The following is a 20986-nucleotide window of genomic DNA, read 5'->3' as shown; positions in this document are numbered from 1 at the left end:
CACTTACTTGAGCTCAATGATGCGATTAACGTTTAATCGGTAGAAAATTAGTCGATTTAACCTCTTCCATCACAACATAACTTCTACTTTCGCTTACGGAGGGCAAACGAAGTAAAGTATCGCCTAGTAATTCTCGATAGGCGACCATGTCTGCTACGCGGGTTTTAAGTAAAAAGTCAAAGTTCCCAGAGACTAAATGACACTCTTGTATAACATCAAGTTCATGGACCGCTCTAGAAAAATCATCAAAAACATCAGGACTGGTTTTAGTTAAGGTTATTTCCACTAACACAAGTAACGCAGCTTCAAGCTTTTGTGGATTTAATATCGCTTGGTAGCCTTTGATATACTTCTCTTTTTCTAATCGCTTAACCCTTTCTAAACAAGGTGTTGGACTTAGCCCTACCCTCTTAGACAACTCTATATTAGATATACGAGCATTCTTTTGTAACTCAACGAGAATATTACGATCGATGCGATCAATACTTTTATTTTGAGAAGACGACATTATATAAAACACTACATTTTCTAACTGTAACAGGATTATATATCGATATATAAAATATTACGATAGGTTAATTCGAGAATAACGCATTATAATAGCCGCAAATAATATAAAAACATTTAACAGGTGAGACGATTATGATTATTGGTGTTCCTAAAGAAATTAAAAACCATGAGTACCGTATAGGCTTAACTCCAGCAGGCGTTAATGAGCTAACGGTTAATGGACATGAAGTGATTGTTGAAAATAACGGCGGCGAATCTATTGGTTTTGAAAACGAGCAATATATAGCAGCCGGTGCTAAAATTATAAACACGGCAGCAGAAATTTTTGCAACCGCTGACATGATAATAAAAGTAAAAGAGCCACAACCTGACGAGTGTAAAATGCTACGTCCAGGTCAAATACTTTTTACTTACCTACATTTAGCACCTGATGCTAAGCAAACTGAATTATTAGTTGCTTCTGGCGCAACCTGTATTGCTTACGAAACGGTAACCTCTGCTCAAGGTGGTTTACCTTTATTAGCGCCAATGTCTGAAGTTGCTGGCCGCATGTCTATTCAAGCAGGTGCTCATGCCCTTGAAAAAGCACAAGGCGGTTTAGGTGCTTTATTAGGTGGTGTACCTGGTGTTGCTCCTGCGAAAGTATTAATTATAGGTGGTGGTGTTGTTGGGACTCAAGCTGCTCGTATGGCAATAGGTATGGGCGCTGATGTAACAATATTAGATCGTTCATTACCCCGTCTACGTCAATTAGATACTGAATTTGATGGCCGTTTAAAAACAGTTTACTCTACTGCTGATGCAATGGACCAATTGATTGTTGAAGCTGACTTAGTCATAGGCGCGGTCTTAATTCCTGGTGCAGCTGCACCTAAATTAGTAACAAGAGCCCACATCAAAATGATGAAAAAAGGTGCTGTTGTTGTTGATGTGGCGATTGACCAAGGCGGTTGTTTTGAAACGTCAAAAGCAACAACTCATCAAGACCCAACGTATGTTGTTGACGACGTAGTACATTACTGTGTAGCTAACATGCCGGGTGGCGTAGCACGTACATCAACAATGGCATTAACTAATGCAACCATGCCATTTGCGGTAATGCTTGCTAACAAGGGTGCAAAACAAGCCATGCTTGACAACGTACACTTAATGAATGGTTTAAACGTATTAGGCGGAAAAATCACTTACCAACCGGTTGCTGAAGTTTTAGGCTACGACTACATACCACCTGAAGTGGCTATAGCCACTTTATAACGACTGAAAATAATACTTTGTGAGTTTTTCATAAAAACAATAAACCTCTGTTATATTTCTAATAGAGGTTTATTTTACGATGAATCTTAAACCTGACCATATGGTTAGCTTGTGTTATATTTCAATAAATATCACTAAAATAAGAGTTAGGGAATCAATCATGGAAATTCAGGTTGTCGACTATCAAGATAAAAATGCTGGAAAATTATTTGTTCAAAGCTTAAGAGAAACAGGTTTTGGTGTGTTAATTAACCACCCTATTGAGCAACAGCTTGTTGAATCTATTTATAAAAATTGGTATGAATTTTTTAGCAGTGAAGAAAAGCATTACTTAAGTTTTGATCCAAAAAAACAAGATGGCTACTTTTCAACCGAGATATCTGAGACGGCTAAAGGGCATGCAAATAAAGATATAAAAGAATATTTTCATGTTTATCCTTGGGGCAGGATCCCCGATCAACTTAAAGATGAAATACTTACCTATTACCAGAAAGCCTCTGAACTTGCTGCAGAATTACTTGATTGGGTCGAAAAATATAGTCCGGTCGACGTCTCAGAAAAATATTCAGAACAACTGGCGAATATGATCAAAGATACGCCAAATACTCTATTACGTATTTTACATTATCCACCACTAAGTGGAGACGAAGAACCAGGCGCAGTGAGAGCCGCTGCACACGAAGATATTAATTTATTAACCATATTACCGGCAGCAAATGAACCCGGTCTGCAAGTACAAAAGCAAGACGGGTCTTGGATTGACGTTCCCAGTGATTTTGGCAGTTTAATTATTAATATTGGTGATATGTTGCAAGAAGCCTCAGGTGGATATTTCCCATCTACCAGCCATCGGGTTATTAATCCTTCAGGTAAGGCCAGTAAAAAGTCTAGAATATCATTGCCATTGTTTCTTCATCCACGAGACGAAGTCGTCTTATCTGAACGACATACTCAAAAAAGCTATTTATTAGAAAGATTAAAAGAGCTTGGCGTAAAATAGCGATAAGTGTTGGTGTATAAGGGTTTATATGCCATCACTGTACATTTAACATTGCACTCATAGAAATTTTTATCAAAAAATTAATTTACCCTCTTGAGTTCTTTGCATAAACTCCCAACTAATACCTTATAATTTCACTTTTTATCAATCTTTGGAGTCATTCATGAGCGAAGCAAGACATTGCCCGTTACTCATTTTAGGATCAGGTCCAGCTGGTTACACTGCTGCAGTTTATGCCGCACGCGCAAATTTAAAACCAGTGATGATCACTGGTATGCAGCAAGGGGGTCAATTAACCACGACCACTGAAGTTGAAAACTGGCCTGGTGATGCCGATGACCTTACGGGTCCAGCATTAATGGATCGTATGCAAAAGCATGCAGAAAAGTTTGATACCGAGATTATCTTTGACCATATCAATGAAGTTGACTTTTCGAAACGCCCTTTTACCTTAAAAGGCGATAGCATGAGCTATACTTGTGATGCACTTATCATTTGTACGGGTGCTTCTGCACAATACTTAGGTTTACCGTCAGAAGAAGCATTTATGGGTAAAGGCGTTTCAGCCTGTGCTACTTGTGACGGTTTCTTTTACCGCAACCAAAAAGTTGCTGTTGTTGGCGGTGGTAATACCGCTGTTGAAGAAGCGTTATATTTATCAAACATTGCCTCTGAAGTTCACTTAGTGCACCGTCGTGAAACTTTTCGTTCTGAAAAGATTTTAACTGACCGTTTATACGAAAAAGTTAAAAACGGCAATATTACCTTACACTTAAATCAAACCTTAGATGAAGTGTTAGGCGATAAAATGGGTGTTACTGGCGTACGCTTAAAAGAAACGCAATCTGACACCACTAAAGATATTGACGTTATGGGTTGTTTTATTGCGATTGGTCATAAGCCAAACACTGATATTTTCAACGACCAATTAGCGATGAAAGACGGCTACTTAACGATACAAAGTGGCACTCACGGTAATGCAACACAGACCAGTGTTGAAGGTGTTTTTGCCGCAGGTGATGTAGCTGACCATATTTATCGTCAAGCAATTACCTCTGCTGGAGCTGGTTGTATGGCAGCCCTTGATGCAGAACGTTACTTAGACGCTAAAGGCTCTTAGTCATTAAAAACCAGATTGTCACATTACTCGATGTCGATGATCTGGCATTTCCTCCCTTAAAACAGGCGTTGATTGAACCTAATGGTCTACTTGCTTTTGGTGGTGATTTATCTGTAGCGCGATTAAAGTCGGCCTATCGAAGTGGTGTCTTTCCTTGGTACAGTGCTGGCGAAGCCATTATGTGGTGGAGCCCAGATCCGCGTGGTATTATCCTAACCGACCAATTACATATTAATCGCACCTTGCGAAAAGTATTAAAACAACAGAACTTCACCGTAACCTTAAATCAAGCCTTTGACCGTGTTATTCATTATTGTGCCGACGCTCCCTTTCGTAAGGAAGATACTTGGATAGTTGATGATATGTTAGCGGCTTATCAACAACTGCATGACAATGGTGTCGCACATTCGATAGAAGTGTGGATGGATGGTGAATTGGCTGGCGGTTTATATGGCGTGGCAATTAATGGCAGCTTTTCTGGAGAATCGATGTTTTATCGAAAAAGCAATGGTTCTAAAATCGCATTAGTTTATTTAAATACTTTATTAAAAGGCCAAAACATTCCATTAATTGACTGCCAAATGCTCAACCCTTTTTTAGAAGACATGGGCTGTATTGAGGTTTCACGCTCGCAGTTTATGACATTGAAAGCACAAGCATTAACGGTTTCATTACCAACGGATTTTTGGCTACCTCGCCAACTGACAGAAGAGCCTTAGTATGAGCACAAATTTTCAGTTAGGCATTACCGGTTCGTTTCCTTGTAACTACTTGCCCGACCAAGAAGAACGTTTACTGATTGCAACCGATGAACGTTTACATAACAGTGAACATTATGGCTGGTTAATGTCACAAGGCTTTAGACGCAGTGGTGATCAGATATACCGACCTCATTGTGAACTTTGCTCTGCATGCAAATCTCTGCGGGTCTTAGTTAAGGAATTTTTGTTATCTAAAAGTCAAAAACGAAATATAAAGAAAAACAACCTATTTACTATTAACATCTCAACTGAAAAAAAAGCTATTTATTACCCGCTTTACGAAAATTACATCAACACTTTACATTCCGATGGCTCAATGTTCCCAGCGACTAACGATCAATACAATAGTTTTATCAGTTGTAACGTCACAGAGCAGCTCTACCTTGAAATATGGCATGATAATCAACTTATTAGTGTTGCAGTAACCGATGTACTAAAAGATGCTCTATCAGCCGTATATACCTTTTATCATCCGGATTACAATAAATATGGTTTAGGCGTGTTTTCTATTTTACAGCAAGTGTATTTAGCAAAAGATAGGCAGAAGAACTTTCTGTATCTGGGTTACCAAATTGATGACTGCAAAAAGATGAACTACAAGGATCGTTATTACCCACATCAAGTATTGATAGAAAACAGATGGCAAACAGTAAATAAATAACACTATAGCTTTACATTCCGGCCTGTTTTCGGCATCATCTGCCCAGATTTTTGTTTATGCACAACTTTAGAGGTTTAGCGCCCAATGGCGAAAGAAGAAAATATTGAAATGCAAGGTACGGTTCTTGATACCTTACCAAATACTATGTTCCGCGTTGAACTAGAAAATGGTCATGTTGTTACGGCACATATTTCAGGAAAAATGCGTAAGAACTACATTCGCATATTAACGGGTGATAAAGTAACGGTTGAATTGACACCGTATGATTTATCTAAAGGCCGTATTATTTTCCGTGCTAGATAATTAAGACCCTATAAAGCTAAAAGCCCTGTGAATAATATTCACAGGGCTTTTTTATTGCTTTAGTTTTAGATCCTTAAACCTAACATTCAATCATTGATGATTAAGCCAGCTTTTTTAATAAGCCGTCGCTAGCATCTTCAACTAAATCTAAGACAAACTTAAATCCCCTAGCCCCACCATAATATGGGTCAGGTACTTCTAGTTCTTCAAAATTATAGGCATATTTTAAAAACAATTGAATTTTTTCATGTAAATGCTCTGGTGCTAACTTTTTTAGCTCGTTGACATTTTTCTCGTCCATCGCTAAGACTAAATCAAATTTGGTAAAATCTTCAACAATAACTTTACGCGCTTTAATTTTGTCAAATGAGTAGCCACGCTCAATCCCTATCTTTTGTGCACGATGATCGGGCTTTTCACGCGCATGAGAACCCGTTGTACCCGCAGAATCTATCGTTAAAGAAATACCCTTTTCTTTAACTTTATGACGGAAGACCGCCTCAGCACTTGGCGAACGACAGATATTGCCCATGCACACAAACAATACAGATTTAATGTTACTTAAGTCTTCCAAAATTAATTCCTTTATTATAATCAAACACTTAATAAACTCAGTTGTACATCTAACTGTATTTTATAGGTCAAACACCAACTTTATAGGTATCAATAGGTTACATTTATTTTAGGTAAAGATATAGTTCGTTTTAGGGTATTTGTAGGATATTTTACTTAACTAATCCAAGTTAAAAATTAAAATTATAATAAATCATTACGATACCTATCATCGAATCTGAATAATACCTCAAAAAATTACTAGTAAATTAATTATCATAGATATTCTCATATCTATAAATACTCAATTAGAAAATTCGACGTCCACGCTTTAATAGTTTTTTACCTTATAGGTTTTAAATTTATAATGAAGTTACTATCAGGGAACAGACCGGGAAAAGTGAACAGAACAGAACAAGAACAAGAACAACCCAAAAAAGTAAAAAGATCATAAAACATACAATACATTACACGAGATTACTCTAGGTCATCTAGTGTAATGTTGTTTTGGGTGAAAAACAGGCATTTGATAAGAGAACAGGCAATAAATGGGAGAACAGTACTTTCGTCTTAAGTTAAATATTTTGGCATTACTCGAATCTCGGAATCATATAAATAATCAATGTTTATTAGTTAACCAAGAGTAACTATAGCCTTTTGATACCACTCGTATCCTTCGCTAACATTTCCAAGTAATATATTTGAAGCTCCAATCAAGGTACAAGGTCTATATTCAGAAGGAGCTAACACATGGGCTTCACTGCCTAACTTAAGAGACTCTGTGTACTGACAAAAATCACGATATGCTGTAGTGGCATAGCTACGTAGTTAACAATATTCCCTAAAACAAACATTGGTCTTGACCAAAATCGCGAAACAAATCTACTTGCTGTAACCCTTTGGAGTAATTTGAAATCTAATGACTTAAAGTGTCTCCAGATAATGGAGCAAAGGCTTTTATCATATCTGAATTATAATCTGGTTGATTTTGAAAGCGGCGCTTGTCCTGCATGTTTATGAGGCGAGTAAGACCCATAATATTCATGAAGTGGCTAAGTACTTGAGAGGCTTTATTTGTTATAGATGAAATTAATGGCATTTCAATTTCTCGAACTAAATCCATTTGTTCTGGGTGAGGTGAATCTACAAACACAATACCTGCAACTTTATCACCATAAAGCTCTGTAAACTTTGTTATATATGGACCGCCAAATGAGTGACTAACTAAAATATAAGATGGTTTCTCATCCGTTAAAACAATAGCTTTATTTAGGTCATTTGCGATAGCTTCCATGAGATTACTTTTATAAGGTCTGGGGTGACTCCACATGATACCCGCGCGATCATGTGCGCACGTTCGTGTTAATTTAGCTAACCTGTCTTGGACAACACACCAACTTGAAGAACCCAAAGTATCTAGCCCTGATTCAAGTATGACAATAGGGGGGCCACTACCACGACAATCAAGGTGAAGCATGCGTAAGCCAATATCTACTAAAGAGCCTTTAGGTTTGTACTTTTGTAAAGTGCTTACTCGTGAGAATTGTTCATAAGCTATACCTGAACTAATAAATATCAATGTGATTACAATTATATTCAAGAGTAATTTATTCTTAAATATCAACGCTAAAACCCTTAACTGAATGCAGTAAACTAACGGCCAATTAATAGACTAAAGATTATTTGCCAAAATTAGCGAGGGACGAGCACGGCCAACTATTTTTAGTCCTGTTTAATTGCCTTATTAGCTTCGTTTAACTGGTGTTGACTAAAAACTTTAATACCATTACTTGTTAATAATGCAGCAGTGACTCCAGCTCCATTGATTTTTGTTCCCAAAAAATTGCCACTACATACCGAAGAACTTCCACATGAAGGACTAAACTCAGCGAGTACTGCAACCTCAATTTCATTTGCTCGACACAAAGCTAATGCGTTATTTTCACCACGTAGAAAATTTTCAGTGACAATATTGCCATTATCTTCTACCACCGCAATTACACCTAAAAGTACATCGTACCCATCACCATCATTTATTTCCGCTGGTGCTCTGGGAATGCTCATTCCAGAACTTATCTCTGGGCAAATGGAGACCACTCTGCCTTCATCTATCCATTCTTCAAGAATAATGCTGGAAATAAATAAAGACTGACCATCGTAACGTACTTTATTCCCTAACAGGCATGCGCTCATTAGTACTCTTTTCATGTAAAACTCGCAATGTAGTATAGAAGTCAACGCCCAAATAACAGGCTAAGAAAATTGGGTTAAAATGGAGCGAAGCGAACGGCCCACTGGGCTCGGTCCTGGTTTAATAAATGGTTGGGTAAATATCAAACTTTATTTTTTTACGGTCCATACAACCTAAATCTTTATTGGGTGCAATAGCATCCCTAACACACTGTTTAAGTTTAGTGATTTCTGGAAAACGGCCCATATCTTTACGTGACCAAATAACATTGCCATTAGCCATTATTTCAAAAAAACCACCTGATCCTGGTAGTAATGATAACTCATCAACTTCTTGTTCAAACGTTGATAGAATTTCGTGTGCCATCCATGTTGAACGCAATAACCAACGACATTTAGAACAATATCTAATTTCAATTTTATTCATAATATTTAGACCAAAACCTAAATTCACCTAATGCCCCCGCTCAGAGACTAGAATATTGAGGAACGGAAACAGCCAGCTATTTTAGATCGATTGATAAGCACCTTTGTAAAGGCATGCGTTATTTGAATATCAAGTTTACGGCACTATATTTAGAATCTTTAACCGCAGATTTACACTTAATCTCATCAAGACCGTAATCATTTTTAATGAATTGAAAAACCATAGCAATCGCTTAAAACAGTTTCACTTGAAAAATCCCAATGCTTACCAATTGCCGCAATATTTTGTGTTGCCATAACCACGGAAGTACTATAGGAGGTTATTATCAGTTTCTTTAAAAGACAACCCAATGAGAGTGCTAACAATATTACCCTTGGACTCTGTCAATTACTACTTCGTAATATAATTGACATTAAACAGTTTTATAGGCCTCACTGTACACAAAAGTCGTAACACCTATCTTCTTTAAATGTGTCCCAATATTACATTACCCCCTTGTTTATCAGAAATTTGTATGGCAATTGGATGAGCCACAGTTCGGCATAGCTGTTAAGCTGAGCCCTATCCCATTTTTTAAATATAAATTAAGCTTCTAATTTATAAATAATACAAGTAATAGCCAACACAGTGGTGCTTATCTACTCAATTAGTCACTAAACTCTGTCAGTTTTATAAAGCAATTACGCATATTTATGTGCTGTCGTCATTATTCTTTTAAAACAGCAAAAGATGGTGTTATTTGCTGTTACATACCAATGCTGCTCAGCATGTTTTTTACACTATTTTGCTTTTATTCGAAGTGACAATACGAATTACTAGTCTAATTTATTGGTTGGCTTAAAGAGTTAAAATGACAATTTTACCTCTGTAATTAAACAAAAATCAATATTCATAAATTCAAACAAATCGACTTGGTTAATGGTCCACCCCGCTTTTTGCTCCTCCGGAAAATCTTACTTCTTTGCTAGCAGCTACAATACCGTGTACTAATAAATAATGTGTTTTAGAATAACTATCAGCCCTTTCTTTCTATAATTATCGGATTTCTATTCATAAAAATTACAAAGATAAAGACCTAACCCGTATCACTGCTTCACAATTAAGGAAAGCTGACACACTGTAAGTATTAATGTTCGCACTGATTTAGCTTAATTTTAGGGCACTGTACGTTAACTTCTTCAAACAATTTTTATCACCTGTGGTGATCCAATTTAGCTAATTTAGCGTAGTAGAACAATGTTGCTGTCTATTGATCAGCTGTATAGCCTTAATAATCCTAAAATTTGAGAGAGACCATAATGCAACGTAACGCTAAATTATTACTAACGATTGTTAGTTTATTTATTTTCCCAGTATCAGCTTATGCCAGCTGTGACCCTTCATTAGAATTTGAAAGTAAAAAATTACATTCCAAAAAAATGGTGAATTTTTGTGATAAATTTGATGATAAAGTTTTGTTAGTAGTCAACACCGCCAGTCAATGTGGTTTTACTCCACAATTTAAAGATTTAGAAGTTTTGTATCAAAAATATAAAGACCAAGATCTAGAAATTGTTGGTTTTTCGTCTAATGACTTTAGACAGGAACATGATTCAGAATCTGAAACAGCCAATGTTTGTTTTGTAAACTTTGGTGTGAATTTTACAATGCTCGCTCCTAGTTCAGTAAAAGGAGCCTCTAAAAATGCCTTTTACAAAATGCTGGTAGAGCGGACAGGAGAAGAGCCAAGCTGGAACTTTAATAAATATTTGATCAGTAAAGACCATAAATCTATTCAGCATTTTAGTTCAGCCATTCAGCCACTCGACAGCTCGTTGGAGCGGCTTATCGTTTCATCATTAAACATAAAATAGTTATCGATAAAAACTTTAATAGACGATTAGAGTCATTGGATGAGTACACAAATATCATGATAAAGACAGGTCTTGTATGGTTTAGAAATGACTTACGCGTTGCTGATAATTATTCTTTGTCTAAAGCTACGTTAGAAAATGACAGGGTCATTGCATTATATTGTTTTGATCCACGTTCTTTTTCGGTCGGTCAATATGGTTTTAAGAAAACAGAAAAATATCGTGCAAAATTTTTGCTTGAGACAGTAACCGAATTAAAAACAAATTTAGCAAAGCTTAATATCACACTATTTATCTATCATCAAAAGCCCGAAGCAATCCTTCCTGGTCTGGTTCATGAATTCGCAGTTGACAATGTTTATAGTCAAAGCGAATGGACCCCAGAAGAGTTAACTGTTGCTGTTAGTGTTAAGGATAAGATAAGCGATTTGAAGTTAAATTTGGTTGAATCTTACGATCAATTCCTTTTTCATCCCGATGACATTCCGTTTACATGGCAAGGTATTCCTAAGGTCTTCACTCAATTTAGGAAACTGTGTGAGAAATCTGCAACGGTTAGACCTTTAGCATTATTAGGTTTATTGTCACCGACCAACCTTCTTTTTGATACTACTCCTAGTATTATTTCTAAAACTGACTCTGGTACCGATGTTAATTGTATTCCTACGCTGCAGGACCTAGGCTTTGAGGATTTTGCCATTGACTCTCGAAGCGCTTTTCCTTTTAAGGGTGGAGAGCAGCAAGGGCTTGCTCGTGTTCAAGATTATTTTTGGAACACTAAAAATATCTCTCGCTATAAAACAACCAGAAACGGGCTTGTCGGTATAGATTATAGTTCTAAATTATCTGCTTGGTTAGCTAATGGTAGTATTTCACCGCGTACCATCTATTTTGAATTAATGAAATATGAACAAGACGTAGAAAAAAACGAAAGCACCTACTGGCTGATATTTGAATTAATTTGGCGAGACTTTTTTAAATATATTTCGATTAAACATGGTGATAACCTGTTTAAAATTGGTGGTATTCTAGATAAAGATTATGAATGGTCGACTGATAAAAAACGCATACAACAATGGATTTCAGGAGAGACAAGAGAAGCTTTTATTAATGCCAATATGCTTGAACTCAATAAAACAGGTTTTATGAGTAATCGTGGCCGACAAAACGTAGCGTCTTTTTTTGCTAAAGAATTAACTTTGGATTGGCGAATCGGTGCCGCTTATTTTGAATCTTTATTAGTCGATTATGATGTGCATAGTAATTATGGCAATTGGTTGTACATTGCAGGTGTAGGCAATGACCCTAGAGATCGAAAGTTTAATATACAAACACAAGCACAACGGTACGATCCTCACCTGAACTATACTTCTCTCTGGTTACAGCAGACTTTATTTTAGTTGGTTATATCAAAGGAGTACTGATTTTGGGTCGATGGTATGGTGACATTCGCCGTCAATATTAACACATGCACTCTCAGGAATTTCTTTATTTTTTTGCTGTTCATCCGCGTCAAGGTTTTACGTTTATAGCTTTGTCATATTGGTAACCGCTCGGGACTTTTCACTGTCCCCTTTCGTCGCTGTCGTTATCAGTAAAGGGAATTTTTGTCTTGAGTCAGATAAATTTAATAGCGCATTATGGTTTAGGTATCGCTCAATTTACTCAAGACCCAAACCGGGCACTTATTAAACCTGTTGAAATGGCGTTAAACATGTCTTTAGCATTGCTAGTCGTCACTTGAGTAATATTAGCTTTTAGTGGTGAATCACGAAAGCTGAAGTTTCACTACCAGTTTGATGTAACATGTTAACTGTTATTTAATAGAGCTAACATTTAAATAGCATTACTTTTATAAGAGAAGATTGTGGGGGATTTTTATTGATGAATAAATGTGGATTAATTAAACAGCATTTATCGCAACTCAATTTGCAGGAGCTGCTTAAATATCGATTATTACTGTGTCCTGTTGAGCCTAATGAGAACATAGAGTTAGATGTTATCGACTTATTTAAGTATCCAACAAGACTGGAGACAAGTTATCTTGATAATTGGCAAAAAGATATTTTAAAAGCGTTGTTTCATTTACTTCAAAGAGAGTTTGAAACATCTTGCCTGTTAGATAGAGAAATAGAAGAATTATTACTAACACAGACGTTTTCAGAAAAAGACAAGCGTACCCTATCGCTGTTCGAAAATTTTATAATCAGTTTACAAAATAGTAATGTTGTTTCAATCCATTCTTTATCACACAACAAGTTGGATGAGTTAATATTTTAGCGAGAGGTTTACTTTATCGAGTAATGTCGTGAATTAAGCCTTGTTAATCTCATACAGCTTAAATTAACCGACAGATAATTTATGGTGTTTATTTATTTATATTTGTGAAACAGATCCACCCCTAGATCGTTTAAGTAATATAAGCCCTAATGAGTCTTCGTTGTGTCTTATATTTTTATCAAAAAAGTACTAATAATGTGCAGGTAGACGAAAAAGAACCTTCTTTACATACAATAAATAAGAATCATCCCGTCAAATATCCAGTACTGGCCACTTTTTACATGCATATTCACCCGTCTAGATCATGGTCTAGTTATTGCCGTTTTCAAGATACATAAGACAAGTGCCGATATAATTTTAATTAAAGCATAACGCCACGTTAAGAGGCATTAATTTTTGGTTAAAATGTGAAAAGAAGTTCAGGTTAAAAGTGATCTTCCCCCAATAAAGCGGACACATTTTTTTACGCTGCCAGGGCTTTATATTCTATTGGCGAGCAATAACTTATCCCTGAATGCATACTGAAACATTGTAGTATTTGTTAATGTAACTGCCAAGTATTCCGCGCAGTTTTTTATCACTATCAAATACATTACCACGAATAACTTCCATCTTCATTGAATGGAAAAATGACTCCATATGCGCATTATCAGTACATTTTCCCGCTCGGCTCAAGCTATGAGTTATCGCATGTCGTTTCAATACTTTTTGATAAACGTGTCCACGATATTCTTTTCGCCATCGTGACAGCATAAATGGGTGTATGTCGAGTTTTTCGGCGACTGATTTAATTGAGACACCAACAACATAACTTAATTGAATAGCGTTAACTTTAAAGTCGTTTGAATACTTCCAGGTTCGTCTTAGATTATTGTACTTGGGCATAAGACACCTCATCTTTAGTTAGATTTTGGTGTCCGTTTTATTGGGGGAGGATCACTTGAACTAACAATATATTCTGAGAGTTTTTATCTATATCTAAACTTGGCAGTTTAAATATAGAAACGTTTACAACATGCGAATCATTTTTATTAAGTTCTTTACTCCCAAGAGATGATTAATAGCCGGAAGCAGCTATAACCTCCCAATCTCCATTTTGTGGAGGGAGTGTGTAACACCATAAATGTTGATAGGGCTATTTGAATTTGCAACAGTTGCGCACGAAGCAAGAAATAGACTTGATACTAATACTATAATTTTAAACACTAAACTTTTCTTAGTAGCATAACGCCACATTAAGTGGAAAAAAATAGTTGGTTAAAATGTGAAGCGAAGCACAACCTAACCAACTGTCTTTGTTTCTTTTAAAGTGTTTTTTAGGGTGCTTAATCTCTGCAGCTTGGAGCGTATAAGTAGTTAAAGCACTAAAACACAATAAAACACTGTATAAGCAGACAGTTCTTTAGTATGCTTATTTTAACAAGAGCGCTAACCAAGCAAACCCTCACAGCACATAACCCCAGGACATAAAATTGCGAGCTTTACCCACTTATTACTATTTAAGCCATTTTCATGAATTCCTTAAATTTGTGACAGGCCCATGTGACGCTTTATTAGATAGCGATGACGCGCAATTTATTCAACGTTTCAACGCACTGACAAAGCCGCAACAGTGCCTTGTTGTTCGTTTTATTAATCGTAAGTCTATTTTTGTCAAAGCAACATCTTATGCTTATGAAGAGATTGAAAATATATCCGGCAATTTGAATTACTTAAAGAAAGAATATTGGTTTACGACTCTTGAATCTAAAAATATTCCTGCCTTTATCGAGCATCTTACCAAAGATGAAATCATCCAAATTATAGATGAAATTAACACGTCCTATGCAAGTGACACCCAGACATTGGTATATAAAAAGTCACAGGCCAAAGCCATACTGGTTGATGTTGTTTTAAGTGGCACGAAGCCTAATCTAATTTGCAAAACTAAGGTTGCAAGTGCCTATTGGCAAGGCAATTTTGAAGCACACATTAGCTATTTTCTTTATGTTTACTTTGGTAATTTTCAATCTAAATTGAATCAGTTTTCTATGCGCGACTTAGGCGTCATGCGAACGCGTAAGGAGCAGGCTCAAGTGATGGCCAGATTCGCCGACATTGGAAGTGCTAAGTCGGCTTTTGAAATACATTTACTACTAGATGAAATACACGCGCAATTACCCTTACTCAAGCGTGACGCCATTCTCAAACACCTTAATGATTTGCCAAGCCCTATAGGAGCGAGAGCCAAAGACCTGAATGAAAAACTCCAATTTTTGCTGGCTTGCGAATTATTAAAAGAAGATGCAAATAAGGCTTGCTTGGTATTGAAAACGATAAATACTGACACTGCGCAAGAAAAATGGGTAAGGGAAGGATATAAACTAGGCCTAAAAGACGAGGTTGAAGCAGAACTCGAATGTATAATTGAAGTGCCACTGTCTGAAGACCTTTTGGCCTTTGCAGAAGACTTTTTAGCGCGAAAATATCATAAAAAACGAACCAGCATTTTAACCGATATGTTGCGTAATAATAGCCAAAATATTCTCATTGACGAAATGCACAAAGGTGCAGTTGAACGCGGTGTCGTGGCCTATTATGAAAGCCGAGGCTGTGCAGCAATGCGAACCGAAAATGAAATATGGCGGGCTTTATTTGGGCTTTATTTCTGGCATGAAATATATGAACTAGATGGCTTAGGATTAACCAACGAGTTCGATCGTTTGCCCGCATCCCTTAAAACTAACCAATTTTATGAGCTTGCTTCAGAACAAATTGAAAGACGCTTATCGAGTACAAATACAAAAGCTAAATTAATTCAACAACTGTCCTCAGCTGCGGTAAAATATTATGGCCAAGGTAACATTGTGTTCAAGTGGCGCAAGAACATATTAGAACGCCTTATTGTGCTTATTAATCACAGTAAACTAGACGCCCTATTGTCGTTGTTAAAAGCGATGACTCAAGACTGGAAAAACCTAAGTGATGGTTATCCTGATTTAATGCTTATTGAACATGAGAAGCTTCGCTTTGAAGAAGTAAAGTCAGAGGGTGACCAATTACGTCGAAATCAGCTGCTAAGCATTCAAAAGTTGCAAAGTGTAGGTTTTGATGTGCGCATTACTAATGTCAATTGGACTATCGATCCGATGCAACCTTATGCCGTTATCGATATTGAAACGACGGGTGGTAGAGCCCAACATCACCGTATTACTGAGGTGGGTATTATTAAAATGATTGGGGGTGAAGTCGTCGATCAGTGGCAATCATTGATTAATCCTCAGCGGCGTATTCCCCAAAATATTACTTCATTAACCGGTATTGATAACGACATGGTGGCAAAAGCTCCATTATTTGCTGAGGTCGCTGATGATATTGATATATTTACCAAAGGATGTGTATTTGTTGCTCACAATGTTAATTTTGATTACGGCTTTATAAAAGAGGAGTTTAATCGATTGGAACGTCGCTTTCGACGACCAAAATTGTGTACCGTTAGGGAAATGCGTAAACACTACAAAGGGCTGCCGTCGTATTCATTAGCTAATCTTACTAAGCATTTCAGTATTGATATGCAACGACATCACAGAGCAATGTCAGATGCCATTGCAGCAGGTGAATTGTTGAATATGGTGAATGAGAAACGCTTAAAAATTGACTGATTTGCCTTTTGATGTTTTATAAAATACAAATAGCCAAGTAATTGCAACGCAGCACCGTTATACTATTTATAGTAGTAATTGATCCTAACCTCATGTAAACAAGTAAAGATAGTATGAAAATAAATCTTAAACAAAAAATAACTCAATTTAGCGAAGAAGAAATATCGCGTATCATCGAAATGGCGTGGGAAGACCGCACACCATTCGAAGCTATAGAGCAATTATTTGGAGTATCCGAGCCTCAGGTAATCGAAATCATGCGCAGCAGCATTAAGCGCAAAACATTCAATAATTGGCGCGCTAGAGTGACAGGCCGAAAAACTAAGCATCTTAAGCTACGCAGTCCCGATGTTAGCCGTGGTTATTGTTCCACCCAATATAAGCCGACACGCAAACGTTAGTTATCTACGGCTTTCCAGATTATCAAAAACATCACGACTAAACTGAGCTGTAACATCAAGGTACCCCGTATTTTTTCTCAATTTCAGGGGCTTTGAGTTCCCAGTTAAATTCAATCATATTACCAAAAATTGCAGTTCAACAAATTTTAGAAATAGTTACTCCACCTGATCTTAATCGCGGTATAAAGGTATCAAGATGGCTTCAACAATACACAGATATTCAACTAGAAAAAATTAATAAAGGTTTGCTAAAACCATCAACATGGCAAACGCGTAAAAATATTATTAGTAAGATTAACTCTGTTCATGGAGAATTAGAACTTGCTAAGGTTACAACAAAAATACTTAAAGAATTTTTAGACACTTATGTTATTCAGGGTAAATCAAGGATGGCGCAGGCTGTTCGTAGTGTTTACATTGATGTTTTTATCGAAGCAGCTCAAGCGGGTGAAGTTGACGGTAGCAGTAATCCAGCATCTATTGTTAAAAATCCAACAGCCAAGGTGACTAAATCTAGACTTTCTTTAGAACAGTTTAATTCGATCATTGTTAGTCAGTCTTACTTGCCTCATAAATGCTCATATTTATTGGCACTCGTAACTGATCAACGTAGAACAGATCTTGCTTTAATACGACGTAACAAAGGGCTTGATTGGGATGATAAGTATAAGGCTTACCGCAACAACCCAAATCACTTTATAGACCCTAAAACAGACTATGGTTCATTTGTAGGGCTAGTAAAGCATGCACCCTACTCATTCATTCAAAATAACCATTTACATGTATTTCAATTAAAAACAGGAAAGCTATTAAAAATACCTATGGAGCTAAAATTAGAAAAACTTGGGCTTTCAATTACTGACGTAGTTGAAATGGCATTGATTGACCAAGGTTCATTATTCGCGCTTCATCACAATACAGCTAGAGCACAAAATAATGTTGGTGATCCTTTACATCCAGATACTATTTTTCGTTCATTTAAGCGTGCCAGAGATGATGCCAAGATTACATGAAACGGAACGCGCTACCTTCCATGAAATCAGATCATTGTCTGAACGTCTTTATCGTGAGCAAGGAGTTGATACACGTTTATTATGTGGCCAGTCACATCAGAAAATGACCGACAGGTATAATGATCTTAGGGGATCAGATTGGAGTGAGTTAATAATCTAGATTCACACTGCTTTCTTTGAATATTTTGGGCTTTAGGTGCAAGCAAACGAAAACGTACCTTTCTAAGCTATTAGCAAACGGTTTCTAGATATTGAAAAGGGCAATTCCTGCCACTATACACCTAAGATATCATTACTATTAGGACAGCTGAGGGTCAATAAGCGGTCATAAATTGGGGGCTAAAATCACTTTAATTTAAGGCAGCAAAGATACGAAAGAAGACATTAGCCTTGGCTTATCTAGCTACATTTGAACCGATAAAAATCAACCTAGCGTTAGATAATAAAATTGTTCTAAATTTCATCAGAAATCTATAAAGTCAAAAATTCTAATTTGATTAAAAAATACCAAAGCGGACATTAGGTTAATATTATTTTAGGTATTAAATTCTGTGGCACAAAGCGTCTTAAAATTTATGCTTTCTTTATCCCTTTAGGATACTAATCATTTAGAAGTTTATAAAGGGTATAAGTTACCACTCCAATGCTATTACCTTGTCTTTTGACAACCTTTGTCAGCTATTTCTTTAAGTTAGCAAAACTTGAGTTCGTTGTTGTTATTATCATGTAAATCAGCATTTTAGCAGTTATTCAGTACAACAAAAAAGTACCGTTTATTATTGAGTTTTGTACTGTTTTGTTAAAAGATGTAGCCAAGTCATTAATTTGAGTGTATTATTTTTGAACAATCTTTTGACAGCGCTGTCAAATAAAAGACAGCGCTGTCAAATAAAAGACAGCGCTGTCTTTTTGTGAGTGTTAAACCAATGATTTATAGAGTTTATAAAAAATGGATTTTGGCAACTAGCATCGTTAAAAGACTTTGTTAGGGAAGGCTTTAGTATTGGCGAAGGTATAAAATTATAAAAATAAATAACCCTAATTAAAGCCAGCTAACTGGCCACCACACAGAGGTAAGTATGAAAAAATTATTAACAGCATGCGCAGTAACCGCCGCTTTAGCTTCTACCCAAGTATTAGCAGAAGCACCAGGAAAACCAACACTTACAGAACAATATGCCAACTACAACGGTAAAGGCTTTGTTACGGTTTCTGGCGAAGCTGGAGCATATGAATCACTTGTTACACGTGTTGATGTTGTTGACTTACCTGTTACCTGGTCTCCAGCTTGGAGCGGTGATTCAGCGACATCATGGCAAGTACTTGTAAATGGAGACGTTGCCGTTTCAGGCACTGGTGCAGGCGGTAGTGCGATTGTTCCAATTACTAGTGGTGGTCTAAAAGAGATCGTTGTGCGTTTGTGTAATGATGATGGTTGTGTTGAAAGTGATGCAGATAAGGCTATTGTTTCAGATACTGATGGCTCACATTTAATGCCGCTTGGCGAACAAGTTGACTCGGCAAATACTAACTATGCACAATCTCAAGACCAAATCGTTGGTACTTATTTTGTTGAGTGGGGTATTTATGGTCGTAAATATTTTGTTGAAAACGTACCTGCTAATAATTTAACACACATTATATACGGCTTTATTCCAATGTGTGGTGAAAACAAATCTCTTAAAGATGGTAATGCGTCTGGTTGGAGTGTACTTCAAGCTGATTGTGCTCAAAGTGAAGATTACGAATTGGTGATTCATGATATGGGTGCGGCTTTTTGGCGTCAAAATGGTGCTGTTAAAGCCATGAAATTGGACGGAACTGCTGTTGGTTATGGCGAAGTTGGTATGGGTAATTTCGGTCATTTAATGGCGCTTAAGCAAGGTAACCCACACCTTAAAATCGTTCCATCAATTGGTGGTTGGACACTGTCGGACCCGTTTTACGGTTTTACGGATAAAGCAAATCGCGATACGTTTGTTGCTTCTTCTAAAGAATTTTTAAAAACATGGAAATTCTTTGATGGTATCGATATCGACTGGGAATTCCCTGGTGGCGGCGGTGCACAAGCTTCATTAGGCGACCCAATTAATGACGGTCCAGCTTATGTCGCGTTAATGCAAGAACTTCGTGTAATGCTAGACGAACTTGCTGTTGAAACAGGCCGTAAATATGAATTAACCTCTGCTATTGGCGTAGGTTGGGATAAAATTCAAGATGTTGATTATGCCGCTGCGGCAGAGTATATGGATAACATCTTTATGATGTCATATGACTTTTATGGTGCATGGGGTAGTGAAACTGGCCATCAAACAGGTCTTTACTGTGGTGCACATATCTCTGCTGATAAATGTGACGGTACAGGTGAGTTTGGTCCAACAACGGTTACAGATAAAACTAAAGCAGGCAACTTAGGACGTGACTCTTATGCTCCAGCAGGTATGCCAGAATATACAACAGCTAATGCAACCCGTTTGTTGTTAGAGCAAGGTGTACCAGCCCATAAATTAGTTGTAGGTGCAGCAATGTACGGACGTGGTTGGACTGATGTTCAAATGGTTAATGGCAGCCCAATTGGTGCTGTAGGTAATCACGTAGACAGCTCAGATAATAACCCCTTAGTTGCTGAAGGTGGTGAAGGAACTTCAGTTGACGAAGCTGCATGGGCATGGGAAGCAGGTATCATGGATTATCGTGGTGCGTTGAAATTCTTGGCAGCAAATACAAATGCTAAGTATGTTTGGGATAACCAAGCCGAAGCATCATTTATTTGGGATGAAGTAAGTAGTACGTTAATAACATTAGATACGCCACGTTCAATTGAAGCAAAAGGCGTATACTTGCAAGCACAAGGGTTAGGTGGGATTTTCTCTTGGGAAATCGATGGTGATGGTGGTACCGAAGCAGAGCGTACACTAAATGCGATGAATAAAGCGGTAGGTAATGCTGAAGGGATTACCGATTGGGGAGTAACTCCGACGCCGACGCCGACACCGACGCCGACGCCGACTCCGACGCCG

The 20986-nt window shown here is 37.1% G+C and carries 19 protein-coding genes and 2 pseudogenes; 14 read left to right on the top strand and 7 right to left on the bottom strand.

Going from position 1 to position 20986, the window contains the following annotated elements:
- Positions 1–25: 25 nt before the first annotated feature.
- The gene (gene lrp, locus H4J66_RS09685) at positions 26–508 is read right to left on the bottom strand and encodes a leucine-responsive transcriptional regulator Lrp (RefSeq protein WP_070373541.1); all 483 of its coding nucleotides are present in this window, start codon (positions 506–508) and stop codon (positions 26–28) included.
- A gap of 134 nt (positions 509–642) precedes the next feature.
- Between lrp and ald the strand changes: the two genes are divergently transcribed.
- The 6 genes from ald to infA all read left to right on the top strand — a co-directional run bounded on the left by ald (position 643) and on the right by infA (position 5609).
- A complete protein-coding gene (ald, locus tag H4J66_RS09680; protein ID WP_070373540.1) occupies positions 643–1764 on the top strand; it encodes an alanine dehydrogenase in 1122 nt (373 codons plus the stop codon).
- Positions 1765–1924: 160 nt separating this feature from the next.
- Positions 1925–2764 (top strand): isopenicillin N synthase family oxygenase, encoded by an 840-nt coding sequence (locus H4J66_RS09675; protein WP_182173758.1) that lies wholly within the window; start codon positions 1925–1927, stop codon positions 2762–2764.
- 163 nt (positions 2765–2927) lie between these two features.
- Complete coding sequence (gene trxB, locus H4J66_RS09670; protein WP_182173755.1) at positions 2928–3884, top strand: thioredoxin-disulfide reductase; 957 nt, start codon at positions 2928–2930, stop codon at positions 3882–3884.
- Between the two features lie 68 nt (positions 3885–3952).
- On the top strand, positions 3953–4603 hold the full coding sequence (gene aat, locus H4J66_RS09665; RefSeq protein WP_259368640.1) for a leucyl/phenylalanyl-tRNA--protein transferase: 651 nt from the start codon (positions 3953–3955) through the stop codon (positions 4601–4603).
- Position 4604: 1 nt separating this feature from the next.
- A complete protein-coding gene (locus H4J66_RS09660) occupies positions 4605–5306 on the top strand; it encodes an arginyltransferase (protein WP_182173752.1) in 702 nt (233 codons plus the stop codon).
- A gap of 84 nt (positions 5307–5390) precedes the next feature.
- Positions 5391–5609 (top strand): translation initiation factor IF-1, encoded by a 219-nt coding sequence (gene infA / locus H4J66_RS09655; protein WP_011043571.1) that lies wholly within the window; start codon positions 5391–5393, stop codon positions 5607–5609.
- 100 nt (positions 5610–5709) lie between these two features.
- Here infA and H4J66_RS09650 read toward each other — a convergent pair whose 3' ends face one another.
- From H4J66_RS09650 to H4J66_RS09635, 4 genes are all read right to left on the bottom strand, one after another.
- Positions 5710–6183 (bottom strand): low molecular weight protein-tyrosine-phosphatase, encoded by a 474-nt coding sequence (locus H4J66_RS09650; protein ID WP_259369103.1) that lies wholly within the window; start codon positions 6181–6183, stop codon positions 5710–5712.
- An 894-nt stretch (positions 6184–7077) separates the two neighbouring features.
- Positions 7078–7761 carry an alpha/beta fold hydrolase gene (locus H4J66_RS09645; RefSeq protein WP_182173749.1) on the bottom strand — a complete coding sequence of 228 codons (684 nt, stop codon included), beginning with the start codon at positions 7759–7761 and terminating at the stop codon, positions 7078–7080.
- Between the two features lie 122 nt (positions 7762–7883).
- Positions 7884–8354 carry a DUF523 domain-containing protein gene (locus H4J66_RS09640; RefSeq protein WP_259368683.1) on the bottom strand — a complete coding sequence of 157 codons (471 nt, stop codon included), beginning with the start codon at positions 8352–8354 and terminating at the stop codon, positions 7884–7886.
- A gap of 118 nt (positions 8355–8472) precedes the next feature.
- A complete protein-coding gene (locus H4J66_RS09635; RefSeq protein WP_220463271.1) occupies positions 8473–8778 on the bottom strand; it encodes a SelT/SelW/SelH family protein in 306 nt (101 codons plus the stop codon).
- Positions 8779–10076: 1298 nt separating this feature from the next.
- On the opposite strand from H4J66_RS09635, the gene H4J66_RS09630 reads away from it, so the two are divergent.
- The 4 genes from H4J66_RS09630 (at position 10077) to H4J66_RS09620 (ending at position 12911) form a co-directional block, all read left to right on the top strand.
- Positions 10077–10631, top strand: a complete 555-nt coding sequence (locus H4J66_RS09630; protein WP_182173744.1) for a glutathione peroxidase — start codon at positions 10077–10079, stop codon at positions 10629–10631.
- 56 nt (positions 10632–10687) lie between these two features.
- Positions 10688–12031, top strand: a complete 1344-nt coding sequence (locus H4J66_RS09625; RefSeq protein WP_182173741.1) for a DASH family cryptochrome — start codon at positions 10688–10690, stop codon at positions 12029–12031.
- A 212-nt stretch (positions 12032–12243) separates the two neighbouring features.
- Entirely contained in the window at positions 12244–12375 is a 132-nt protein-coding gene (locus tag H4J66_RS20365; protein ID WP_259368680.1) for a hypothetical protein, read from the top strand.
- A 140-nt stretch (positions 12376–12515) separates the two neighbouring features.
- On the top strand, positions 12516–12911 hold the full coding sequence (locus H4J66_RS09620; protein WP_182173738.1) for a hypothetical protein: 396 nt from the start codon (positions 12516–12518) through the stop codon (positions 12909–12911).
- A 463-nt stretch (positions 12912–13374) separates the two neighbouring features.
- On the opposite strand, the pseudogene H4J66_RS20800 reads toward H4J66_RS09620, so the two are convergent.
- Positions 13375–13643, bottom strand: a pseudogene (locus tag H4J66_RS20800) (IS3 family transposase); the annotation flags it as partial.
- A 45-nt stretch (positions 13644–13688) separates the two neighbouring features.
- A pseudogene (locus tag H4J66_RS20795) lies at positions 13689–13796 on the bottom strand (hypothetical protein); the annotation flags it as partial.
- 587 nt (positions 13797–14383) lie between these two features.
- Here H4J66_RS20795 and H4J66_RS09610 point away from each other — a divergent pair.
- The 4 genes from H4J66_RS09610 to H4J66_RS09595 form a co-directional block, all read left to right on the top strand.
- On the top strand, positions 14384–16552 hold the full coding sequence (locus tag H4J66_RS09610; RefSeq protein ID WP_182173735.1) for an exonuclease domain-containing protein: 2169 nt from the start codon (positions 14384–14386) through the stop codon (positions 16550–16552).
- Between the two features lie 113 nt (positions 16553–16665).
- A complete protein-coding gene (locus H4J66_RS09605) occupies positions 16666–16953 on the top strand; it encodes a TIGR03643 family protein (RefSeq protein WP_182173732.1) in 288 nt (95 codons plus the stop codon).
- Positions 16954–17045: 92 nt separating this feature from the next.
- Positions 17046–17966: a hypothetical protein gene (locus H4J66_RS20005; RefSeq protein ID WP_220463270.1), complete on the top strand. Its 921-nt coding sequence runs from the start codon at positions 17046–17048 to the stop codon at positions 17964–17966.
- A 1079-nt stretch (positions 17967–19045) separates the two neighbouring features.
- The coding region (locus tag H4J66_RS09595; protein ID WP_182173730.1) for a glycosyl hydrolase family 18 protein at positions 19046–20986 on the top strand (1941 nt) is incomplete at its 3' end.

The organism is Colwellia sp. MB3u-55 (assembly GCF_014076785.1).
In the GTDB taxonomy this organism is placed as follows: Bacteria; Pseudomonadota; Gammaproteobacteria; order Enterobacterales; family Alteromonadaceae; genus Colwellia_A.
Note: the sequence above shows the minus strand (reverse complement) of the source record. Positions and strands in the feature narration are given on the sequence as shown.

Excerpts from the sequence above, each read along its gene's own strand:
- lrp (WP_070373541.1), bottom strand. The coding sequence starts at position 508 with ATGTCGTCTTCTCAAAATAAAAGTATTGATCGCATCGATCGTAATATT.
- ald (WP_070373540.1), top strand. The coding sequence starts at position 643 with ATGATTATTGGTGTTCCTAAAGAAATTAAAAACCATGAGTACCGTATA.
- H4J66_RS09675 (WP_182173758.1), top strand. The coding sequence starts at position 1,925 with ATGGAAATTCAGGTTGTCGACTATCAAGATAAAAATGCTGGAAAATTA.
- trxB (WP_182173755.1), top strand. The coding sequence starts at position 2,928 with ATGAGCGAAGCAAGACATTGCCCGTTACTCATTTTAGGATCAGGTCCA.
- H4J66_RS09660 (WP_182173752.1), top strand. The coding sequence starts at position 4,605 with ATGAGCACAAATTTTCAGTTAGGCATTACCGGTTCGTTTCCTTGTAAC.
- infA (WP_011043571.1), top strand. The coding sequence starts at position 5,391 with ATGGCGAAAGAAGAAAATATTGAAATGCAAGGTACGGTTCTTGATACC.
- H4J66_RS09640 (WP_259368683.1), bottom strand. The coding sequence starts at position 8,354 with ATGAGCGCATGCCTGTTAGGGAATAAAGTACGTTACGATGGTCAGTCT.
- H4J66_RS09635 (WP_220463271.1), bottom strand. The coding sequence starts at position 8,778 with ATGAATAAAATTGAAATTAGATATTGTTCTAAATGTCGTTGGTTATTG.
- H4J66_RS09630 (WP_182173744.1), top strand. The coding sequence starts at position 10,077 with ATGCAACGTAACGCTAAATTATTACTAACGATTGTTAGTTTATTTATT.
- H4J66_RS09625 (WP_182173741.1), top strand. The coding sequence starts at position 10,688 with ATGATAAAGACAGGTCTTGTATGGTTTAGAAATGACTTACGCGTTGCT.
- H4J66_RS09620 (WP_182173738.1), top strand. The coding sequence starts at position 12,516 with ATGAATAAATGTGGATTAATTAAACAGCATTTATCGCAACTCAATTTG.
- H4J66_RS09605 (WP_182173732.1), top strand. The coding sequence starts at position 16,666 with ATGAAAATAAATCTTAAACAAAAAATAACTCAATTTAGCGAAGAAGAA.